The organism is Roseococcus sp. GW821-FHT12F05, assembly GCF_058806835.1.
On record NZ_JBXAQB010000012.1, the window covers coordinates 102,269 to 119,833 of the forward strand.

18 protein-coding genes are annotated in these 17,565 nt (G+C 68.7%); 5 read left to right on the forward strand and 13 right to left on the reverse strand.

Features of this window, described 5'->3' with window-relative positions:
- Positions 1-7 precede the first annotated feature (7 nt).
- The 3 genes from AC1ROY_RS24415 to trxB all read right to left on the reverse strand — a co-directional run bounded on the left by AC1ROY_RS24415 (position 8) and on the right by trxB (position 4,007).
- On the reverse strand, positions 8-1,735 hold the full coding sequence (locus AC1ROY_RS24415) for a GGDEF domain-containing protein (protein WP_493151510.1): 1,728 nt from the start codon (positions 1,733-1,735) through the stop codon (positions 8-10).
- Positions 1,736-2,142: 407 nt separating this feature from the next.
- Complete coding sequence (locus AC1ROY_RS24420; protein WP_493151511.1) at positions 2,143-3,036, reverse strand: LysR family transcriptional regulator; 894 nt, start codon at positions 3,034-3,036, stop codon at positions 2,143-2,145.
- Entirely contained in the window at positions 3,036-4,007 is a 972-nt protein-coding gene (trxB, locus tag AC1ROY_RS24425; protein ID WP_493151512.1) for a thioredoxin-disulfide reductase, read from the reverse strand. The genes AC1ROY_RS24420 and trxB overlap by 1 nt, the downstream gene beginning before the upstream one ends.
- A 158-nt stretch (positions 4,008-4,165) precedes the next feature.
- Here trxB and AC1ROY_RS24430 point away from each other — a divergent pair, with 158 nt between their 5' ends.
- The 4 genes from AC1ROY_RS24430 (at position 4,166) to AC1ROY_RS24445 (ending at position 7,633) form a co-directional block, all read left to right on the forward strand.
- Positions 4,166-4,624 carry an Lrp/AsnC family transcriptional regulator gene (locus AC1ROY_RS24430; protein WP_493151603.1) on the forward strand — a complete coding sequence of 153 codons (459 nt, stop codon included), beginning with the start codon at positions 4,166-4,168 and terminating at the stop codon, positions 4,622-4,624.
- Positions 4,625-4,722: 98 nt separating this feature from the next.
- The gene (locus tag AC1ROY_RS24435; RefSeq protein WP_493151513.1) at positions 4,723-5,715 is read left to right on the forward strand and encodes a TRAP transporter substrate-binding protein; all 993 of its coding nucleotides are present in this window, start codon (positions 4,723-4,725) and stop codon (positions 5,713-5,715) included.
- An 89-nt stretch (positions 5,716-5,804) separates the two neighbouring features.
- Entirely contained in the window at positions 5,805-6,314 is a 510-nt protein-coding gene (locus AC1ROY_RS24440; RefSeq protein WP_493151514.1) for a TRAP transporter small permease, read from the forward strand.
- Positions 6,314-7,633, forward strand: a complete 1,320-nt coding sequence (locus tag AC1ROY_RS24445) for a TRAP transporter large permease (RefSeq protein ID WP_493151515.1) — start codon at positions 6,314-6,316, stop codon at positions 7,631-7,633. The genes AC1ROY_RS24440 and AC1ROY_RS24445 overlap by 1 nt, the downstream gene beginning before the upstream one ends.
- A gap of 63 nt (positions 7,634-7,696) precedes the next feature.
- Here the strand turns inward: AC1ROY_RS24445 and AC1ROY_RS24450 are convergent, their stop codons facing one another.
- The 9 genes from AC1ROY_RS24450 to carA all read right to left on the reverse strand — a co-directional run bounded on the left by AC1ROY_RS24450 (position 7,697) and on the right by carA (position 16,703).
- Positions 7,697-8,899, reverse strand: a complete 1,203-nt coding sequence (locus AC1ROY_RS24450; protein WP_493151516.1) for a threonine ammonia-lyase — start codon at positions 8,897-8,899, stop codon at positions 7,697-7,699.
- A 4-nt stretch (positions 8,900-8,903) separates the two neighbouring features.
- Positions 8,904-9,374, reverse strand: a complete 471-nt coding sequence (gene greA, locus AC1ROY_RS24455; protein WP_493151517.1) for a transcription elongation factor GreA — start codon at positions 9,372-9,374, stop codon at positions 8,904-8,906.
- 116 nt (positions 9,375-9,490) lie between these two features.
- Positions 9,491-12,736, reverse strand: a complete 3,246-nt coding sequence (carB, locus tag AC1ROY_RS24460; protein ID WP_493151518.1) for a carbamoyl-phosphate synthase large subunit — start codon at positions 12,734-12,736, stop codon at positions 9,491-9,493.
- 5 nt (positions 12,737-12,741) lie between these two features.
- A complete protein-coding gene (locus tag AC1ROY_RS24465) occupies positions 12,742-13,035 on the reverse strand; it encodes a hypothetical protein (protein ID WP_493151519.1) in 294 nt (97 codons plus the stop codon).
- Complete coding sequence (locus AC1ROY_RS24470) at positions 13,032-13,289, reverse strand: hypothetical protein (RefSeq protein WP_493151520.1); 258 nt, start codon at positions 13,287-13,289, stop codon at positions 13,032-13,034. The genes AC1ROY_RS24465 and AC1ROY_RS24470 overlap by 4 nt, the downstream gene beginning before the upstream one ends.
- The gene (locus AC1ROY_RS24475; protein WP_493151521.1) at positions 13,289-13,936 is read right to left on the reverse strand and encodes a LysE family translocator; all 648 of its coding nucleotides are present in this window, start codon (positions 13,934-13,936) and stop codon (positions 13,289-13,291) included. Before AC1ROY_RS24475 ends, AC1ROY_RS24470 begins: the two co-directional genes overlap by 1 nt.
- On the reverse strand, positions 13,936-14,565 hold the full coding sequence (locus AC1ROY_RS24480; protein WP_493151522.1) for a LysE family translocator: 630 nt from the start codon (positions 14,563-14,565) through the stop codon (positions 13,936-13,938). The genes AC1ROY_RS24475 and AC1ROY_RS24480 overlap by 1 nt, the downstream gene beginning before the upstream one ends.
- Before the next feature lies 1 nt (position 14,566).
- Entirely contained in the window at positions 14,567-15,316 is a 750-nt protein-coding gene (locus AC1ROY_RS24485; protein WP_493151523.1) for an SDR family NAD(P)-dependent oxidoreductase, read from the reverse strand.
- A 22-nt stretch (positions 15,317-15,338) separates the two neighbouring features.
- Positions 15,339-16,703, reverse strand: a complete 1,365-nt coding sequence (gene carA, locus AC1ROY_RS24490) for a glutamine-hydrolyzing carbamoyl-phosphate synthase small subunit (protein WP_493151524.1) — start codon at positions 16,701-16,703, stop codon at positions 15,339-15,341.
- Positions 16,704-16,800: 97 nt separating this feature from the next.
- Here carA and AC1ROY_RS24495 point away from each other — a divergent pair, with 97 nt between their 5' ends.
- On the forward strand, positions 16,801-17,253 hold the full coding sequence (locus AC1ROY_RS24495; RefSeq protein ID WP_493151525.1) for a GatB/YqeY domain-containing protein: 453 nt from the start codon (positions 16,801-16,803) through the stop codon (positions 17,251-17,253).
- 3 nt (positions 17,254-17,256) lie between these two features.
- Here AC1ROY_RS24495 and AC1ROY_RS24500 read toward each other — a convergent pair whose 3' ends face one another.
- Entirely contained in the window at positions 17,257-17,472 is a 216-nt protein-coding gene (locus AC1ROY_RS24500; RefSeq protein WP_493151526.1) for a DUF3126 family protein, read from the reverse strand.
- Positions 17,473-17,565: the final 93 nt, after the last annotated feature.

The following is a 17,565-nucleotide window of genomic DNA, read 5'->3' on the forward strand; positions in this document are numbered from 1 at the left end:
GCAGGCCTCACGCCAGATCCTGCGTCATGACGCGGTTCCGCCCCGTCTCCTTGGCCTTGTAGAGCGCGCCGTCCGCGGCGGCGACGAGGTGCGGCCAGATTCCGGGGCGGAGCTCGCCCTGGGCTGTGCCGAAGCTGGCGGTGACGTTCAGCGTCTGGCCGGAGCCGAGGTCGAAGGGCGTGTCCTGCATGGCCCGACGCAGCCGCTCCGCGATCTCGGGCGCGTGGCTGCTCGGGTCGCCCAGGATGACGGCGAATTCCTCGCCGCCAAAGCGGGCAAGGATGTCCTCCTCCCGCAGGGTCGCCCCCAGCCGCCGCGCCGTCTCCTTCAGCACCTCGTCGCCCGCGGTGTGGCCGTAGGTATCGTTGACACGCTTGAAATGGTCGATGTCGAGCATGATGAGGTTGATCGGCTGCGATCCGTCGCCCGCGCCGGTCAGGCCCTCCGCCAGCCGCTCCAGGGCGCGGCGGTTGAACACGCCGGTCAGCCCGTCCCTTTCGGCCTGCCGCCGGAGCTGCTCGGTCAGCGCCCTGCGCTCGATCAGCTTGATGCGAAGCGAGGCCAGCGCCTCGTAGAGGTCGCGCATCTCGCCCCGGGGAGGCGCCGGGTCGGCGACCGCATCGAGCTTGTCGTCGGCGAGCTCGACGACCCGTCGGCGCGCCCGGAGCAGCGGCCGGAACAGCAGGTTCTGGCTGGCGAGCAGGAGCAGCAGAACCAGCAGCAGCGCCAGGCCGGTGATTGCCGCGACCACGGCCAGCTCCCGCTGCGCCACGGCGGCGTCCTCGCGCAGCTCGGCCATGGCCGCCTCGATGAAGGCGTCCCGCAGCTTCTCGAGGGGACGGAAGGTCGGCACGATCGCGCTGGTGAACTTGGTGGGCGTGAGCTCGTAGCGGCCGGTGCGGGCGTCCTCGAAGGTCTTCCGCAGGAGCGCCATGCCCTCGCCCAGGAAGCGTGTGGCCGCGGCCTCATGCGCGCGGAGGACGGCGGGGTCGCGGCTCGTCGCGGTCAGCTGCGCGACGAGGAGCCAGAGCTCGCGTGCCCGTCCCTCCGCCCGCTCGAAGGCGGCGCGGCGGGCCTCGACCATCGGCTCGCTGCGGACCATCGGGATGACGAGGTTCGAGCCCATCCGGCCGGCATATTCCCGCAGTTCGCTGAGCATGCGCATCACCAGCGCCCGGCCCAGCAGATCGGTCCGCGCGGCGAGGAGGCTGTTCATGCCGAGCCCGACGAGCGGCTGCGCGAGGTCGTAGACCGAGAAGAGGCTCTCGACCACGTCCGCGACCTCGGCGGTGGTGGTGTCGGCGACCGGCTCCGCGGCGAGCCTGTCCACCTCCTGGCGTGCCCGCTCCAACGCCCGCCGGATGGGAGGGACGCCGCCGGCGAGCGCGGGGGTCGCGGCGGCCTCGGCCAGGACCGCGTCCGTCGCGGTGCGGGCGTCGCGCAGCAGCCCCCGGGAGGCGGTGGCGGCGTCGGGCTCCTCGCTCATCACGCGGTTGGAGGGTCCGCGCTCGGCGGACACGCGGTTGGCGACGTTCAGGGCCAGGCGGAAGGCTGCGAGGCTGGCCAGGTTCTGGCGGCTGGTCTCCAGATCCTGGCGCGACCGCAGGATCAGGCCGGTCCCGAGCGCAAGCGAGCAGGCCATGACGAGAATGATCGTCGCCCAGAACCGGAGATTCAGGCTGAGCCCGCCGCCCATCCGGGAGAAGTCGCCGGTCCTCGTCCGCTGCGACGTCATTCGCGGGCTCTCCACAGGAAGGCCGGGCGGGATTGTCGCATGCCTCAGGCACGCCATCGAAGAGATATCCAGAAAACCGCTTCCGTCGCCAGCCTCAATCCGGCGACGGGGTCGCCGCGAGCATGAAGGTCGCTACACGTTCCGGTTGTGGAATGTCTGCCTGCCCGGACAAAAAGAAGCCCCGCCAAGGCTTTCGCCAGGCGGGGCAGTCATACAGGGAGACTTCACGTCTGGAAGACGCAGGATCGGGAGACCCTATCGACGCTAGAACGTCGATGCCCCTGAATTTAGGCGTTTTGCTGCCCTGCGAAAGATAGCTTTGCTTGCATCAGCATTGCGCGAAACGCATGCGGCAGAGAACGATCCGCGATGGCGGAATCACCGAAGCATTCTCTCGGCAAAACTGATCAGTGCGAATTCGAGGCCAGCTCGGTGACGAGGAAATCCCGGAAGACCGAGACCCGCTTCGAGGACCGCATCTCCTCCGGGTAGACGAAATAGGCGTTGATCTTCGGCGCCTTCAGCTCCGGCAGCACGACCACCAGCCCTTCCAGCTCGTGCCCCATGTAATCGGGCATCGCGGCCAGCCCGAGGCCGGACTGTACGGCCCGCAGCATGCCCGTGAGGCTGTTCACCTCCACTGTGCCGCGCCGCCCCTGGCCGGGCCGGCGGCCCACCTCGGCGAGCCAGTTGATCTCTTCGACCGGCGGCCGGTAGTCGCCCCAGATGATGAGGCGGTGCGCGTCCAGATCTTCCGGCCGCTGCGGGATGCCGTGCTTCTTGAGGTAGTCCGGGCTGCCCACGATCCGCCAGCCGAAGGTGGCGATGTGCCGCTGGATCAGGTCCGGCTGGCGGGGCGGATGCATGCGGATGGCGACGTCCGCCTCGCGCATGGCGAGGTCGAGGTCGGCGTCGTCCAGGACCACGGAGACGTTGATCTCGGGGTAGCTCTCCAGGAACTTGTGCAGCCGGGGCGAGAGCCAGGAGCCGCCGAAACCCGTCGTGGTCGTGACCTTGAGCCGGCCCGCTGGTCGCTCGCGCCCCTCGGTCAGCAGCGCCTCGGTCATGGCGAGCTTCGCGAAGACCTCGCGCACCGTGCGGTTCAGCGTCTCGCCGGCCTCCGTCAGGATCAGGCCGCGGGCGTGGCGGTGGAAGAGCGGCACCGACAGCGCCTCCTCCAGCGCCTGGATCTGGCGCGAGACGGCGGATTGCGAGAGGGCCAGCGTCTCACCCGCATGGGTGAAGCTTCCCGCCTCGGCGACCGCGTGGAAGACGCGGAGCTTGTCCCAGTCCAATGGCATCAGGCGGCGGCCTTCTCTTGGGCATGTTCCTGTTCGGCCAGGAATTTTTCTGCGTCGAGGGCCGCCATGCAGCCCGTGCCCGCGGCCGTGACCGCCTGGCGGTAGATCCTGTCGGCGACATCGCCCGCGGCGAAGACGCCCGCGATGTTGGTGCGCGTGCCGCCGGGCTCCACGACCAGGTAGCCCGCCTCGTCCATGTCGAGCTGGCCGCGGAAGAGGCTGGTCGCGGGGTCATGCCCGATCGCGACGAAGATGCCGTCCACCGCCAGCTCGCGGCGCTCGCCGGTCTTCGTGTGGCGCAAGGCCAGGGCCCGAGCGACGGGGCGGCCGGCGTCCGTGCCGATCATCGCCTCGGTCGCCATGTCCCAGAGCACCGTGATGTTCTCCCTGGCGAAGAGCCGCTGCTGGAGGATGCGTTCCGCCCGCAGCGTGTCGCGGCGATGCACGAGGGTGACGTGCTTCGCCAGATTCGCGAGGTAGAGCGCCTCCTCGACCGCGGAATTCCCGCCGCCGATGACGGCGACGTCCTTGCCGCGGAAGAAGAAGCCGTCGCAGGTCGCGCAGGCGGAGACGCCGAAGCCGGAAAGCTCCTGCTCGCCCGGGATGCCGAGCCAGCGCGCCTGGGCGCCGGTCGCGATGATGACCGAATCGGCCAGATAGACGTCGCCGCTGTCGCATTCCGCACGGAAGGGGCGGCGCGAGAGGTCGACCCTGGTCACGATGTCGTATTTCAGCTCGGTGCCGACATGCTCGGCCTGGGCGCGCATCTGGTCCATGAGCTCGGGGCCCATGATGCCCTTGGCGAAGCCCGGGTAGTTCTCGACATCCGTCGTGATGGTGAGCTGGCCGCCCGGCTGCATCCCCGCGACCAGCACGGGCTTGAGCCCCGCCCGGGCCGCGTAGATGGCGGCGGTGTAACCGGCGGGACCAGCGCCGATGATCAGGAGACGGGTCGGGACGATAGCGGGCACGGCAAAATCCAAGTGATGGCGTGTGTTGAGCGCATATCTGCCCATCTTGCTCTGCGGGACAAGGCTACGGCTTGCATATCGCCGCTTCCGCAATGATATTGCGTCATAAGTGGAAATCAGGCAACGAATCAACGCGCCGTAAACCAATCTGGGGACACATGGCAGAACTGGACGCGATCGATCTGCGGATTCTCGCGGAACTACAGGCGGATGGGCGAATCACCAATGTGGAGCTCGCGAGTCGCGTGGGCCTCTCGGCGCCGCCCTGTCTGCGCCGGGTGCGGCGACTCGAGGAGGCCGGCGTGCTGCGCGGCTACCATGCCGATGTGGAGCCGGGGGCCCTCGGTTTCGAGGTCACCTTCTTCGCGATCGTCGGATTGGAGAGCCAGAAGCAGGCCATCCTCGACGCCTTCGAGGCGGAGGTGATCGCCTGGCCCGAGGTGCGCGAGTGCCACATGATCCGGGGGGGCGGCGATTTTCTGCTCCGGCTGGTGGCGCGGAGCACCCCGCATGAGAACGAACTGACCGGGCGGCTCACCGGTGCGGCCAATGTGCTGAAGGTGCAGACGCTGCAGACCATCCGGACCGCCAAGAACGCGGCCGGCGTCCCGTTCTGACCGGCCGGGCAACAGAATCCTTCCATTTCCTGACGCTGAAGTCATAGGCTTGGGCCCAAGGGCGCGAAACAGCGTCCGGGGACGACCGGGAGGACAACATGGAACGCCGAGTATTCGCGGCCGGCGCTGCCGCCGGCCTATTGGCCGCGCCCACAGTGCTGCGCGCGCAGCAGCCCATCACCCTGAATGGCGCCGTGCAGTTCAACGACGACCACGTCTTCAACCGCGCGCTGCTCCGCTTCGAGGAGCTGGTGAGGCAATACGCCAACCGGCCCATCAACTTCATCCTGCACCGCAATTCCAGCCTCGGGCTGGAGAAGCAGTATTTCGAGTACATGTCGGCCGGGCGGGCGGTGGATTACGGGATCGTGTCGCCGGCGCACATGTCCACCTTCAGCCGCGCCGCGCCCTTCATCGACGCGCCCTTCCTGTTCCGCGACCTGAACCACTGGAACCAGGTCATCGACCAGGACCTTCTGGCGCCGGTGGCGACCGAGATCGAGCGGCGGGCGCGCGTCATGCTGATCGGCTATGCCGGCGGCGGCGTGCGCAACATCTTCGCGAACAAGCCGGTCTCGAACAACGCCGAGATGCGCGGCCTGCGCGTGCGCGTGCAGGGTGCCGCGATCTGGAACCGCACCTTCCAGGCGGCCGGCATGGCGCCGCAGGTCATCGCCTATAACGAGATCTACAATGCCATCCAGAACAATGTGCTGGAGGCCGGCGAGAACGAGGCGGCGGGCGTGCTGCACATGCGCTTTTTCGAGGTGGCGCCGCATCTGGCGCTGACCCAGCACGCCATCACCATCCGTCCCATCTGCTTCTCGTCGCAGACCTTCGCGCGGCTGCCGCGCGAGGTGCAGGAGGCGGTGCGCCGCGCGGGCCGCGAGGCCGGCGCCTTCGGCCGCCAGGCCGAGAGCACGGAGGATGAAGCGACGCTGGTCCGGCTGGAAGGGGAGGGCAAGCTGCGCCGCATCCCCTTCTCCGGACGCGACCAGATGCAGGCGGCGGTGGCGCCCGTCATGGCCGCCTACGCCCGCGAGATCGAGGCGGAGAACATGCTCGCCCGCATCAACGCGGTGACTGGCTAGAGGCGCATCCGTCCTCGCGATCCGCGCGGCCGCATCGGGCCGCGCGGACGGTCCCCCTGCGATCCTCATTCTTCCCCGAACGGAATGACATGTCCCCTTCCACGGCCCGCGGCGCGTTCCGCCGCCTGACCACCGCCTACAGCCGCTTCCTCGAGTTGCTGCTGGTCACGACGGTCGCGATCCTCATCATCCCCGTCACGCTCCAGGTCTTCGCGCGCTTCACCGACTGGCTGCCGCGCTACCTGTGGACCGAGGAGGCCGCGCGCTTCCTGCTGGTCTGGATGATCATGATCGGCGCCATGATCGGCGTGCGCGAGGGCTCGCATTTCGTCGTCGACCTCTTCCCCTCGCTCTCGGGGAAGAAGAAGGCGGCGCTGGACATCCTCTCCGGCGTCTTCGTGCTGATCTTCGCCGGCGTCTTCCTCTGGTGGGGCATCGAGTTCACCGAATTCGCCTGGTACCGCATCAGCGAGCTCGCGGAATGGCCGCTCTGGGTGATCCACATTGCCTGGCCCATCGCGGGCTTCACCTGGCTGCTCTTCGCCGGCGAGCGGATGTGGGACGACATTCAGATCCTCCTCGGCCGGGGAGACGTCTGATGGGCAGCGCCGTCCTCTCGGCGGGCCAGGCGGCCTGGATCCTCTTCGGCATCTTCTTCGGGCTGCTGGCGCTGCGCGTGCCGGTCGCCGTCGCGCTGGGGCTGGCCTGCCTGCCCATCCTGCTGATCGAGCCGCACCTCTGGCCGATGGTCCTGCTGCAGGAGACCTTCAACGCCTACAACAGCTTCATCCTGCTTGCCGTCCCGTTCTTCCTGCTGACGGCGAACCTGATGAACATCGGCGGCATCACCGACCGGTTGCTGCGCTTCTCGCGCGCGCTGGTGGGGCATTTCCCGGGCGGGCTGGCGCAGGTGAACGTGGTGCTGTCGATCTTCTTCGCGGGCATCTCCGGCAGCTCGACGGCGGATGCGGCGAGCCAGGCGAAGCTCTTCATCGAGGCGCAGCGCCGGGAGGGCTACGACGACAGCTTCTCCGTCGCCATCACGGCCGTCTCGGCGGTGCTGGCCGTGATCATCCCGCCCTCGATCCTGATGATCGTCTGGGGCGGCGTGCTGACCGTCTCGATCGGCGCGCTCTTCCTGGCAGGCATCCTGCCCGGGCTGCTCATCGGCTTCGCCCAGATGGGCACGGTGCATGTCTATGCGGTGCGGCGCGGCTATCCGACCTATCCGCGCGCGACCCTGCGCGAGGTGGGGGCGTCCCTTGTCGTCTCGGTCCCGGCGCTGATGACGCCCTTCATCATCATCGGCGGCAAGATCTTCGGCTGGTTCACGGCGACGGAGAGCGCCTGCATCGCAGTGCTCTATGCGGGCCTCCTCTCGCTGGTGGTCTATCGCGAGATGGGCCGGCGGCAGCTCTACGAGGCCTTCAGCGAGACAGGGAAGCTGTCCGCCATCACGCTGTTCTGCGTGGGCACGGCGAGCGCCTTCGGCTGGATGCTGGCCTTCTACAACATCCCGCAGGCGCTGATGTCGGGCGTCATGGCCTGGGGGATGGGTCCGATCGCGACGGGCTTCTTCATCGCCGGCGTCTTCCTGGTGGTGGGCTGCTTCCTGGACGCGATCCCGGCGATCATCATCGTGGGCGCGATCCTCCAGCCGATCGCGATGCAGGCGGGGCTGCACCCGGTGCATTTCGCGATGATCGGGATCGTGAGCCTCGCCTTCGGGTTGGTGACGCCACCCTACGGACTGTGCCTGCTGATCGCCTGCGCTGTGGCGAAGATGCGGGTGATCGATGCGCTGAAGGACACCGGCATCATGCTGATCCCGATGCTGGCGGTGCTGGCGCTGCTGATCGTCTGGCCCGACATGGCGCTCTTGCTGCCGCGCCTGATCGAGCCCGATTTCATGCGGTGAAGGGGTCCAGGGGCTTGTAGTCCCTGGTGGGGGGGAGTGTGAGGGGGCGAAGCCCCTCTCACGTCACCCGCGCCGCACGACGTACTCGCCCGCTTCCAGCGCCGCGACGATCGCATCCGCCTGCGCCCGGTCGCGCACCTCGATCATGAGTTCGAGTTCGGCGGTCTGCACGGAGGGCGCCGCGAAGAGGCGCTGGTGGCTCACCTCGATGACGTTGCCGCCGGCCGCCGCCACGCGCGTGGCGATGTCGGCCAGCACGCCCGGCCGGTCCGGGATGTCCAGGTGCAGCCGCAGCAGCCGCCCGTCGCGCAGCAGGTTGCGCAGCAGCACGTTGGAGAGGATGCGCGGATCGATGTTACCGCCGCAGACGGGGGTGGCGATCCGCTTGCCGGCGAAGCGCTCCGGGTAGCTCAGGATGGCCGCGACGCCGGCCGCGCCCGCGCCCTCGGCCACGGTCTTGGCGCCCTCGGCCAGCAGGGCGATGCCCTGCTCGACGGCGCGCTCCGTCACCATGAGCACCTCGACGCCGAGGCGCTTCAGGATCTCGACCGGCTGCTCGCCCACGTCGCGCACCGCGATGCCCTCGGCGATGGTGGGGCCGCCGACATGCACGGGCTCGCCGGCGAGGCGCTGGCGCATGGCCTGGTAGCCCTCGACCTCGACGCCGAACACCTTCACCTCTGGCCGCAGCTCCGCCGCGACGACGGCGCAGCCGGCGACCATGCCGCCGCCGCCCACGGGCAGGATCATGGCGTCGAGCTCCGGGGCGTCCTCGAGCATCTCGAGCGCCATGGTGCCCTGTCCCGCGATCACGGCGGGGTCGTCATAGGGGTGGATGAAGGTGAGGCCGCGCTCGCGCGCGAGCTGGTGGGCATGCGCGGCCGCCTCGGCCAGCGTCTCGCCGTGCAGGACGACGTGCGCGCCGAAGCCCTCGGTGCGCATGACCTTCGTGGAGGGCGTGAACTTCGGCATCACGATGGTGGAGGCGATGCCGAGCAGCGTCGAATGCCGCGCCACCGCCTGCGCGTGGTTGCCGGCCGACATGGCGATGACGCCGGCGACGCGCTCGCGCTCCGTCAGCAGCGCGAGGCGGTTGGCCGCGCCGCGCTCCTTGAAGGCGCCGACGGCCTGGAGGTTGTCGAGCTTCAGGAAGACGGAGGCGCCGCAGGCGGTGTCGACGGCGGGGTTCCGGATGCTCGGCGTGCGCAGCACGCGCCCGTGGATGCGCGCCGCCGCGGCGCGCACATCAGCCAGCGATACAGGCATCGCTTTAGAACGCGACCGCGGTGATCTCGATCGCGCGGGCGCCGCCGGGGGCGGGCACCTCCACGCTGTCGCCGACCTTCTTGCCCATCAGCGCCTTCGCGAGGGGGGAGGAAAGCGAGATCGAGCCCGTCTTCATGTCGGCCTCGTACTGGCCAACGATGCGATAGGTCGTCTCCTTCTCCGTCTCCTCGTCGACGATCGTCACCCGGGCGCCGAAGCGCACCTGGCTGCCGCTCATCTTGGAGACGTCGATGACCTCGACGGAAGGAATGATGGATTCGAGCTCCGCGAGGCGGCCCTCGATGAAGGACTGACGCTCGCGCGCGGCATGGTACTCGGCATTCTCCGAGAGATCGCCATGCGCCCGCGCTTCCGCGATCGCCACGATGATCGCGGGGCGCTCGACGGACTTCAGTTGCTTCAGTTCCTCTTCCAGCTTGGCCAGCCCCTCGGCGGTCATGGGGAACTTCTGCACGGCAGGGTCTTCCTTCGCAGCAAAGCCTCTCCCGCCGGCAACCCCGTTGCGAAAAACGCCGGCGAGCGAGGAGAAGGGTGGGGGCCTGATCGCCCCCGCCCAGGGGTAAGTATCTGTCAGAACGACGCCGTAGAGTAGGATTGGAGCGGGGCGACATCAAGTGTTCCCGCACGGAGGGCCGCGATGGCCCCCGCCGCGGCCCGGGCGCCGGCGATGGTGGTATAGTGCGGCACCCCCTGCGTCAGGGCCGACCGGCGGATGTCGAAGCTGTCCGTCACGCTGCGGCCGCCGCCCGAGGTGTTGATCACGATCTGGATCTCGCCGGACTTGATCGCGTCCACGCAATGGGGCCGGCCCTCCAGCACCTTGTTCACCACGGCGACGTCCAGCCCGGCCTCGCGCAGGCGCGCCGCCGTGCCGCGGGTCGCCATGATCCTGAAGCCGAGGCCCGCCAGCCGTCGCGCGATGGTGACGGCGGCGGCCTTGTCGCCCTCGCGGACGGAGACGAAGGCCGTGCCGCTCTCCGGCAGCTTCACGCCGGCGCCCAGCTGCGACTTGAGGAAGGCGCGCTCGAAGCTGGTGTCGAGACCCATGACCTCGCCTGTGGATTTCATCTCCGGCCCGAGCAGCACGTCCACGCCGGGGAAGCGGTTGAAGGGGAAGACCGCCTCCTTCACCGCGACATGCGTGGCGACCGCGTCGTCGTCGAGGTTGAATTCGGCGAGCTTCGCGCCGGCCATCACGCGGGCGCCGATCTTGGCCACGGGCACGCCGGTCGCCTTTGCGACGAAGGGAACGGTGCGGCTGGCGCGCGGGTTCACCTCGAGGACGAAGATCTCGCCATCCTTCACGGCATACTGGGTATTCATCAACCCACGCACCTTGAGGGCGCGGGCCATCGCCTCGGTCTGCGCCTTGAGCTCGGTGACGATGGCGGGCGGCAGGGAATAGGGCGGCAGCGAGCAGGCGCTGTCGCCGGAATGGATGCCGGCCTCCTCGATGTGCTCCATCACGCCGGCGACATAGACCGCCCCGTCGAAGTCGGCGACGCAGTCCACGTCCACCTCGATCGCGTCCTGCAGGTACTGGTCGATGAGGATGGGATTCTCGCCCGAGACGCGCACCGCCTCGGCGCCGAAGCGGCGGAGCTGCTCGGCATTGTAGGCAATCTCCATGGCGCGGCCGCCCAGCACGTAGCTGGGTCGCACGACCACCGGATAGCCGATGCGCCCGGCCTCGATCACCGCCTCGTCCAGCGTGCGGGCGATGCCGTTGCGCGGCTGCTGCAGGCCGAGGCCCTTGAGCAGAAGCTGGAAGCGCTCGCGATCCTCGGCGATGTCGATGGCCTCGGCACTAGTGCCGAGAATGGGGATGCCCGCCTTGTCCAGCGCCTGCGACAGCTTCAGCGGCGTCTGCCCGCCATACTGCACGATGCAGCCGAGCAGCGTGCCGTTCTGCTGCTCCTTGCGGATCAGCGAGATCACGTCCTCGGAAGTCAGCGGCTCGAAGTAGAGGCGGTCGGCTGTCTCGGGGTCGGTGCTGACCGTCTCCGGGTTGCAGTTGACCATGATGGTCTCGAAGCCCGCTTCCTTCAGCGCGTAGCAGGCATGGACGCAGCAATAGTCGAACTCGATGCCCTGGCCGATGCGGTTCGGCCCACCGCCTAGGATGACGACCTTCTGGCGGTCGGTGGGGCGGGACTCGCAGACGGGCTCGCCGAAGCCGCCCTCATAGGTCGAGTACATGTAGGGCGTGTCGGAGGCGAACTCGGCCGCGCAGGTGTCGATACGCTTGAAGACCGGGCGCACGCCCAGTTTTTCCCGAAGCGCCGCGACGTCGGGCTCGCTCTTGCCGACGAGCTTGCCGAGCTGCTTGTCGGAGAAGCCAAGCGCCTTCGCCTGGCGCATGGTCTGCGCGGTGGCAGGCAGGCCCTTGGCCTTGATGACCTTTTCCGCATTTACGATCCGCTCGATCTCGCGGATGAACCAGGGGTCGAACTTGCAGGCGGTGTGGATGTCCTCGACCGAGACACCGGCACGCAGCGCCTGGGCGACGGTGAGGATGCGGTCGGGCCGGGGGATGGCGAGGGAAGCATGAAACGCCTCCGCGCTGCCGTCGCCGGGCGGCAATTCCTCGTCCAGGCCGGAGAGGCCCGTCTCCAGGCTGCGCAGGCCCTTCTGCAGCGCCTCCGCGAAGGAGCGGCCGATGGCCATGGCTTCGCCGACCGACTTCATGGAGGTGGTCAGCGTCGCCGGCGTTCCCGGGAATTTTTCAAACGTGAAGCGGGGGATCTTCACGACCACGTAGTCGATCGTCGGCTCGAAGCTGGCCGGCGTGACCATGGTGATGTCATTCTTGAGCTCGTCCAGCGTGTAGCCGACGGCGAGCTTCGCCGCGATCTTGGCGATCGGGAAGCCCGTGGCCTTGGAGGCCAGCGCCGAGGACCGCGAGACGCGCGGGTTCATCTCGATGACGACCATGCGGCCGTCCACCGGGTTGATGCCGAACTGCACGTTGGAGCCGCCGGTGTCCACGCCGATCTCACGCAGGCAGGCGATGCTGGCATCGCGCATGCGCTGGTATTCCTTGTCGGTCAGCGTCAGCGCCGGCGCGATGGTCACGGAGTCGCCGGTGTGCACGCCCATCGCGTCCAGGTTCTCGATGGAGCAGACGATGATGCAGTTGTCCGCGGTGTCGCGGACCACCTCCATCTCGTACTCCTTCCAGCCCAGCACGGATTCCTCGACGAGGACCTCTGATGTCATGGACGCAGCGAGGCCGGCGCCCACGATCTGCTCGAATTCCTCGCGATTGTAGGCGATGCCGCCGCCCGTGCCGCCCAGGGTGAAGCTCGGCCGGATGACGCAGGGCAGGCCGACGATGGCGAGGCCGGCCCAGGCCTCCTCCATCGTATGCGCGATCTCGCTCTTGGGGCTCTCGATGCCGATCTTGGTCATCGCATTGCGGAACTTTTGCCGGTCCTCCGCCTTGTCGATGACCTCCGCCTTGGCGCCGATCAGCTCGCAGCCGTACTTCTCCAGCACGCCGGCCTCGGCCAACTTCAGCGCGGTGTTGAGCGCGGTCTGGCCGCCCATGGTCGGCAGCAGCGCGTCGGGGCGCTCCTTGGCGATGATCTTCTCGACGATCTCGACGGTGATGGGCTCGATGTAGGTCGCGTCTGCCAGGCCCGGATCGGTCATGATCGTGGCGGGGTTCGAGTTCACGAGGATGACGCGGTAGCCCTCGGCCCGGAGCGCCTTGCAGGCCTGCGCGCCGGAATAGTCGAACTCGCAGGCCTGGCCGATCACGATGGGGCCGGCGCCGATGATGAGGATGGACTGGATGTCGGTGCGCTTCGGCATGGGGATCAGGGCCTTTTGGGCGAGAAGAGAAGAAGGATGAGGAAGAGGGCGCCTTGCAGCGCGGCGGAGAGGACGACGGCGAAGAGCACCGTCTCCGCGAGGCGGTTGGAGGCGAAGGCGAAGGGCAGGCCGAGCAGTCCGGCGAGCCCCATGCAGGCGAGGTTCACCGCCAGCGCGCGCCCTGCATGCGGCACGCCGCGCAGCAGGCGCCACAGCACGGGCGTGCCGAGCAGCGCCACCAGGAGCGCGATGGCCGCGCCGTAGAGCAGCGGGTCGAAGTTGAGGCTGATGCTGCTCATGCCCCGCGGATCCGCTCGCGCTGCCAGATGGCCCAGCCGGCGACCGCATGGCTCACCGCGACGATGAGGAAGACCGGCCAGGGGCCCGAGCCGGTGAAGAAGCCCGACATGTGCAGGGCGAAGCCCATGACGAACATGGAGAGGCCGAGCGCCGCCTCCAGCACGGGAATGACGCGGCGGATGGCCGTGGTGAGCACGATCGCCGCGAAGATCGCGACAAGCATCCCGCCGATCCAGGCGAAACCGGCGGCCATCAGCCGCGCGCCCCGCGAAAGCTGTCGCCGAGCGCAAGCTTGGCCGCGATCAGCGCCAGCGCGATGCCGAGCACATAGCGCTGAGCGGCGAGCCAGACCGGGCGGGTCGCCAGGAAGCGCGCCGCGCCGGCTGCGCCATAGACCAGCAGCGCGTCGAAGATAGCGCCGATGCCGACCTGCAGCGCGCCCAGCACCGCGCCCTGCGCCAGCACGTTGCCGGCCGAGGCGTCGATGAAGGGCGGCAGCACCGCCATGTAGAAGAGCGCGACCTTCGGATTCAGCGCCGCCGTGGCGAAGCCGACCGCGAAGAGCTTTCCGTCGGGCTCGCGCGGCAGGGTGCGCGGCGCGAAGAGCGGCTCGGCGCCGGGCTTCAGGCATTGCCAAGCCATCCAGGCCAGATAGGCCGCGCCGCCGATCCGCATCGCATCCCAGGCATAGGGGATGGCCAGCAGCGCCGCCGTGATCCCCGCCGCCGCGCAGAGCATGATGGTGGCCGAGCCCAGGGCGCAGCCGGCCAGCGAGATCATCCCCGCCCGCGTCCCCTGCGCCAGCGCGCGGCTGACGAGGTAGAGCATGTTCGGGCCCGGCGTGATCGCGAGGCCGATCGAAAGGGCGGAAAAGACCAGCAGGGATTCGATCGAAGGCATCAGGGCCGCGCCTCGCCGGCCATACGCGCGGCCAGCCCGGCCAACACCGTGCCCATGATCCAGCGCTGCATCCGCGCGAAGAGCGGGCGGCCCGCGAGGAAGGAGGCCACATGCGCCGCCGCCAGCACGATCGCCGCGTTGACGGCGACGCTCACACAGATCTGTGTGAAGCCCAGCGCCACCGCCTGCCCGAAGATCCCGCCGCGCTCGGCATCGATAAACTGCGGCAGCAGCGAGAGGTACATCACCGCGATCTTGGGATTGAGCAGGTTGGTGACGAAGCCCATGACCACCAGCCGCCTGATGTCGTGCCGCGGCAGGTCGCGCGGCGCGAAGGGCGAGGAGCGACCGGTGAAGGCCTGCCACGCGAGATACAGGAGATAGGCCGCGCCCGCGAAGCGCACCGTGTCATAGGCGAGCGGCACCGTCGCCAGGAAGGCCGTGAGGCCGAGCGCCGCCGAGAGCATGTAGAAGACAAAGCCCAGCGCCACTCCCACCAGCGACATCAGCCCCGCGAGCCGCCCCTGCGAGATGGAGCGGCTGACGAGATAGACCATGTTCGGCCCGGGCGTGAGCACCATGCCGAGCGAGATGGCCGCGAAGACCAGCAGGGTTTCGGGCGCGGGCATGTCAGCCCTGCGTCGAGAAGCCGCCATCGATCGGGATGGCGGTCCCGGTGATGAAGGCGGCCTCGTCGCTGGCCAGGAAGGCCGCGATGCCGATGAAGTCGGAAGGATCGCCCCAGCGGCCCATCGGCGTGCGGTTCAGCACGCTGTCGTGCAGGGTGCTGGAATACTGCCGCGCGCGGCGCGTGAGATCGGTGTCGATCCAGCCCGGAAGAATGGAGTTGGCGGTGATGCCGTCCTTGGCCCAGGCCACCGCCAGCGACTTGGTGTACTGCACCACCGCGCCCTTGCTCGCGCCATAGGCGGGCGAGAAGACCACGCCAAAGATGGAGAGCATCGAGCCCGTGTTGATCACGCGCCCATGCCCGCTCGCCTTCAGCGCCGGATAGGCCGCACGGGTCAGGCGCATCATGGCATTGAGGTTGATCTCGAGCACGGTGTTCCACTGCTCGTCCGTCACCTCGTCCGGCGGTGCCCGCAGGTTCGTGCCGGCATTGTTCACGAGGATGGCGAGGCCGTCGCCCAGCGCCAGCGTCTCCGCCAGCACGCGATCGGTCTCGCCGGGTTGAGAGAGGTCCGCCGCGATGGCGTGCGACTTGCCGCCGAGTTCCTTCAGCGCAGCGTCGTTCTTGTCCTTGTCGCGCCCCGTGACGACCACGCGCGCGCCGCAGGCCGCGAGGCCCTTCGCGAGCCCAAGCCCGATTCCGCCATTGCCGCCGGTGACGAGCGCGACGCGCCCGCTGAGATCGAACATCCGCGTTTCCTTCCCTGTTGGTTCAGGCCGCTGCTTTGGCCTTGTCCATCATCCCCACGAAACGGTGGAAGAGGTAGTGGCTATCGCTCGGGCCGGGGCTGGCCTCGGGGTGATACTGCACCGAGAAGGCGTTCTGCCCCGGCGCCGCGATTCCCTCGTTGGAACCGTCGAAGAGGCTGACATGGGTGACCGTCACGCCCTCGGGCAGGGTCGCGGCATCCACGGCAAAACCGTGGTTCTGGCTGGTGATCTCGACCTTGCCGGTGGTCAGGTCCTGCACCGGCTGGTTCGCGCCACGATGACCGCGGTCGAGCTTGTAGGTCTTGGCGCCCAGCGCCAGCGCCAGCAGCTGGTGGCCGAGGCAGATGCCGAAGACCGGCACCTCCGCCTTCAACACGCCCTGGATGGCGGGCACGGCATAGACGCCCGTCGCCGCGGGATCGCCGGGGCCATTGGAAAGAAAGACGCCGTCCGGCTTCTCGCGCAGGATCTCCTCCGCGGTCGCCGTCGCGGGCAGCACCGTCACGGCGCAGCCGGCATCGGCGAGGCAGCGCAGGATGTTGCGCTTGGCGCCGTAGTCGATCGCCACGACCTTGTGCTTCGGCGCGACCTGCTTCCCGAAACCCTTGCCCCAGGACCAGACGGTCTCGTCCCACTGGTAGGACTGGCGGGCGGTCACATCCTTGGCGAGGTCCATCCCCTCCAGCCCCGGCCAGGCCTTGGCCTGCGCCACCAGCGCCTCGAGGTCGAAGCGGCCGTCGGCAGGAAAGCTCAGCACGCCGTTGGGCGCGCCGCCGTCGCGGATGCGGGCGGTCAGGGCGCGCGTGTCCACGCCGGCGATGCCCGGGATGTTGTGGCGCTTCAGCCAGTCCTGCAGATGCAGCGTGGCGCGGTAGTTGGCCGGCTCGGTGACGTCCTGCTTGACGACGAGGCCGCGGGCGACGGGCGTCGTCGCCTCCATGTCCTCGACATTGGTGCCGACATTGCCGATATGCGGGAAGGTGAAGTTGATGATCTGCCCGGCATAGGACGGATCGGTCAGCGTCTCCTGGTAGCCGGTCAGCCCCGTGTTGAAGCAGATCTCGGCGACCTGGGTGCCGTGGGCGCCGAAGCCCCAGCCCCAGAAGACCGCGCCGTCGTCGAGTGCGAGGCAGGCGGTGGCGCCGTCGGGCGGGGTGTTCGGCATGGTCGTGTCCTGAGAGGGGGCGGGCGTTCCGGCCAGATCGGAGAGGGAAAGGCCGGTGGCGGCCAGGATGGCGGGCCAGTGCTTGGCCGGGATGGCCCGGGACTGGCGCCACTTGCGGATGGCCTCGGTGCCGACCTTGAGCTGGCCGGCGGCGGCCTCGGCCCCACCCAGGAGGGCAAGGATGTCTTCCACGCTGCGCATGGGTTAGACTATGTGGGAAATTACTTCCCAGATCAAGGCGGAGGCGCGTGATCTGGGAATTTCGCTACGGAATCATGATTTGCAAGGGAATTTGAAGATGGACTTGCGGAGCCGTTTCACCGCCGAGCTCAAGACCGCCATGTTGGCCCGCGACGCCGTGACCACCGGCACGCTGCGCATGATCACGGCCAAGCTGAAGGACACGGACATCGCCGCCCGCCCCGGCCCGCCGATCGAGGAGCCGGCGATCATCGCCATGCTCCGCGGCATGGCGAAGTCGCGGCGCGAGTCGGTGGAGCTCTACCGCCAGGGCGGCCGCGAGGAACTCGCCGCCAAGGAGGAGGCCGAGATCGCCGTGATCGAGAGCTTCCTGCCGGCCCAGATGGACGAGGCCGGCCTCCAGGCCGCCGTCGCCGCCGCCGTGGCGGAGACGGGCGCGACCACGATCAAGGACATGGGCAAGGTGATGGCGGCGCTGAAGGCGAAGCACGCGGCCAGCCTCGACATGGCCAAGGCCGGCCCGGCGGTGAAGGCCGCGCTGGGCGGCTGACGCTTACTGGTTGGGGAGGTCCTCGGCGAGCACGGTGATGGTGACGTGGTACGCCACCTCACCGTCCTCGGCGTCGCGGTCCACCGTGCCGATCGTCTCCGCGCCGGCCAGCACCTCCACCGGCCCGTTGCGGGTCTGCGCCGCCCGGATCATGAGGTTCGGGCTGCCGAGCAGCTTGCGGAGATGGGCCTGGACGGCCTGGATTTCGGCGGGCTTCATGACCGGCCGCTTAGCCCTCCGGACGCAGCTTGGCAATCGAAACGGCGCAGCTATCGTTCCAGCCTGGCGCAACCTCCGCGCCCGGCCGGAATT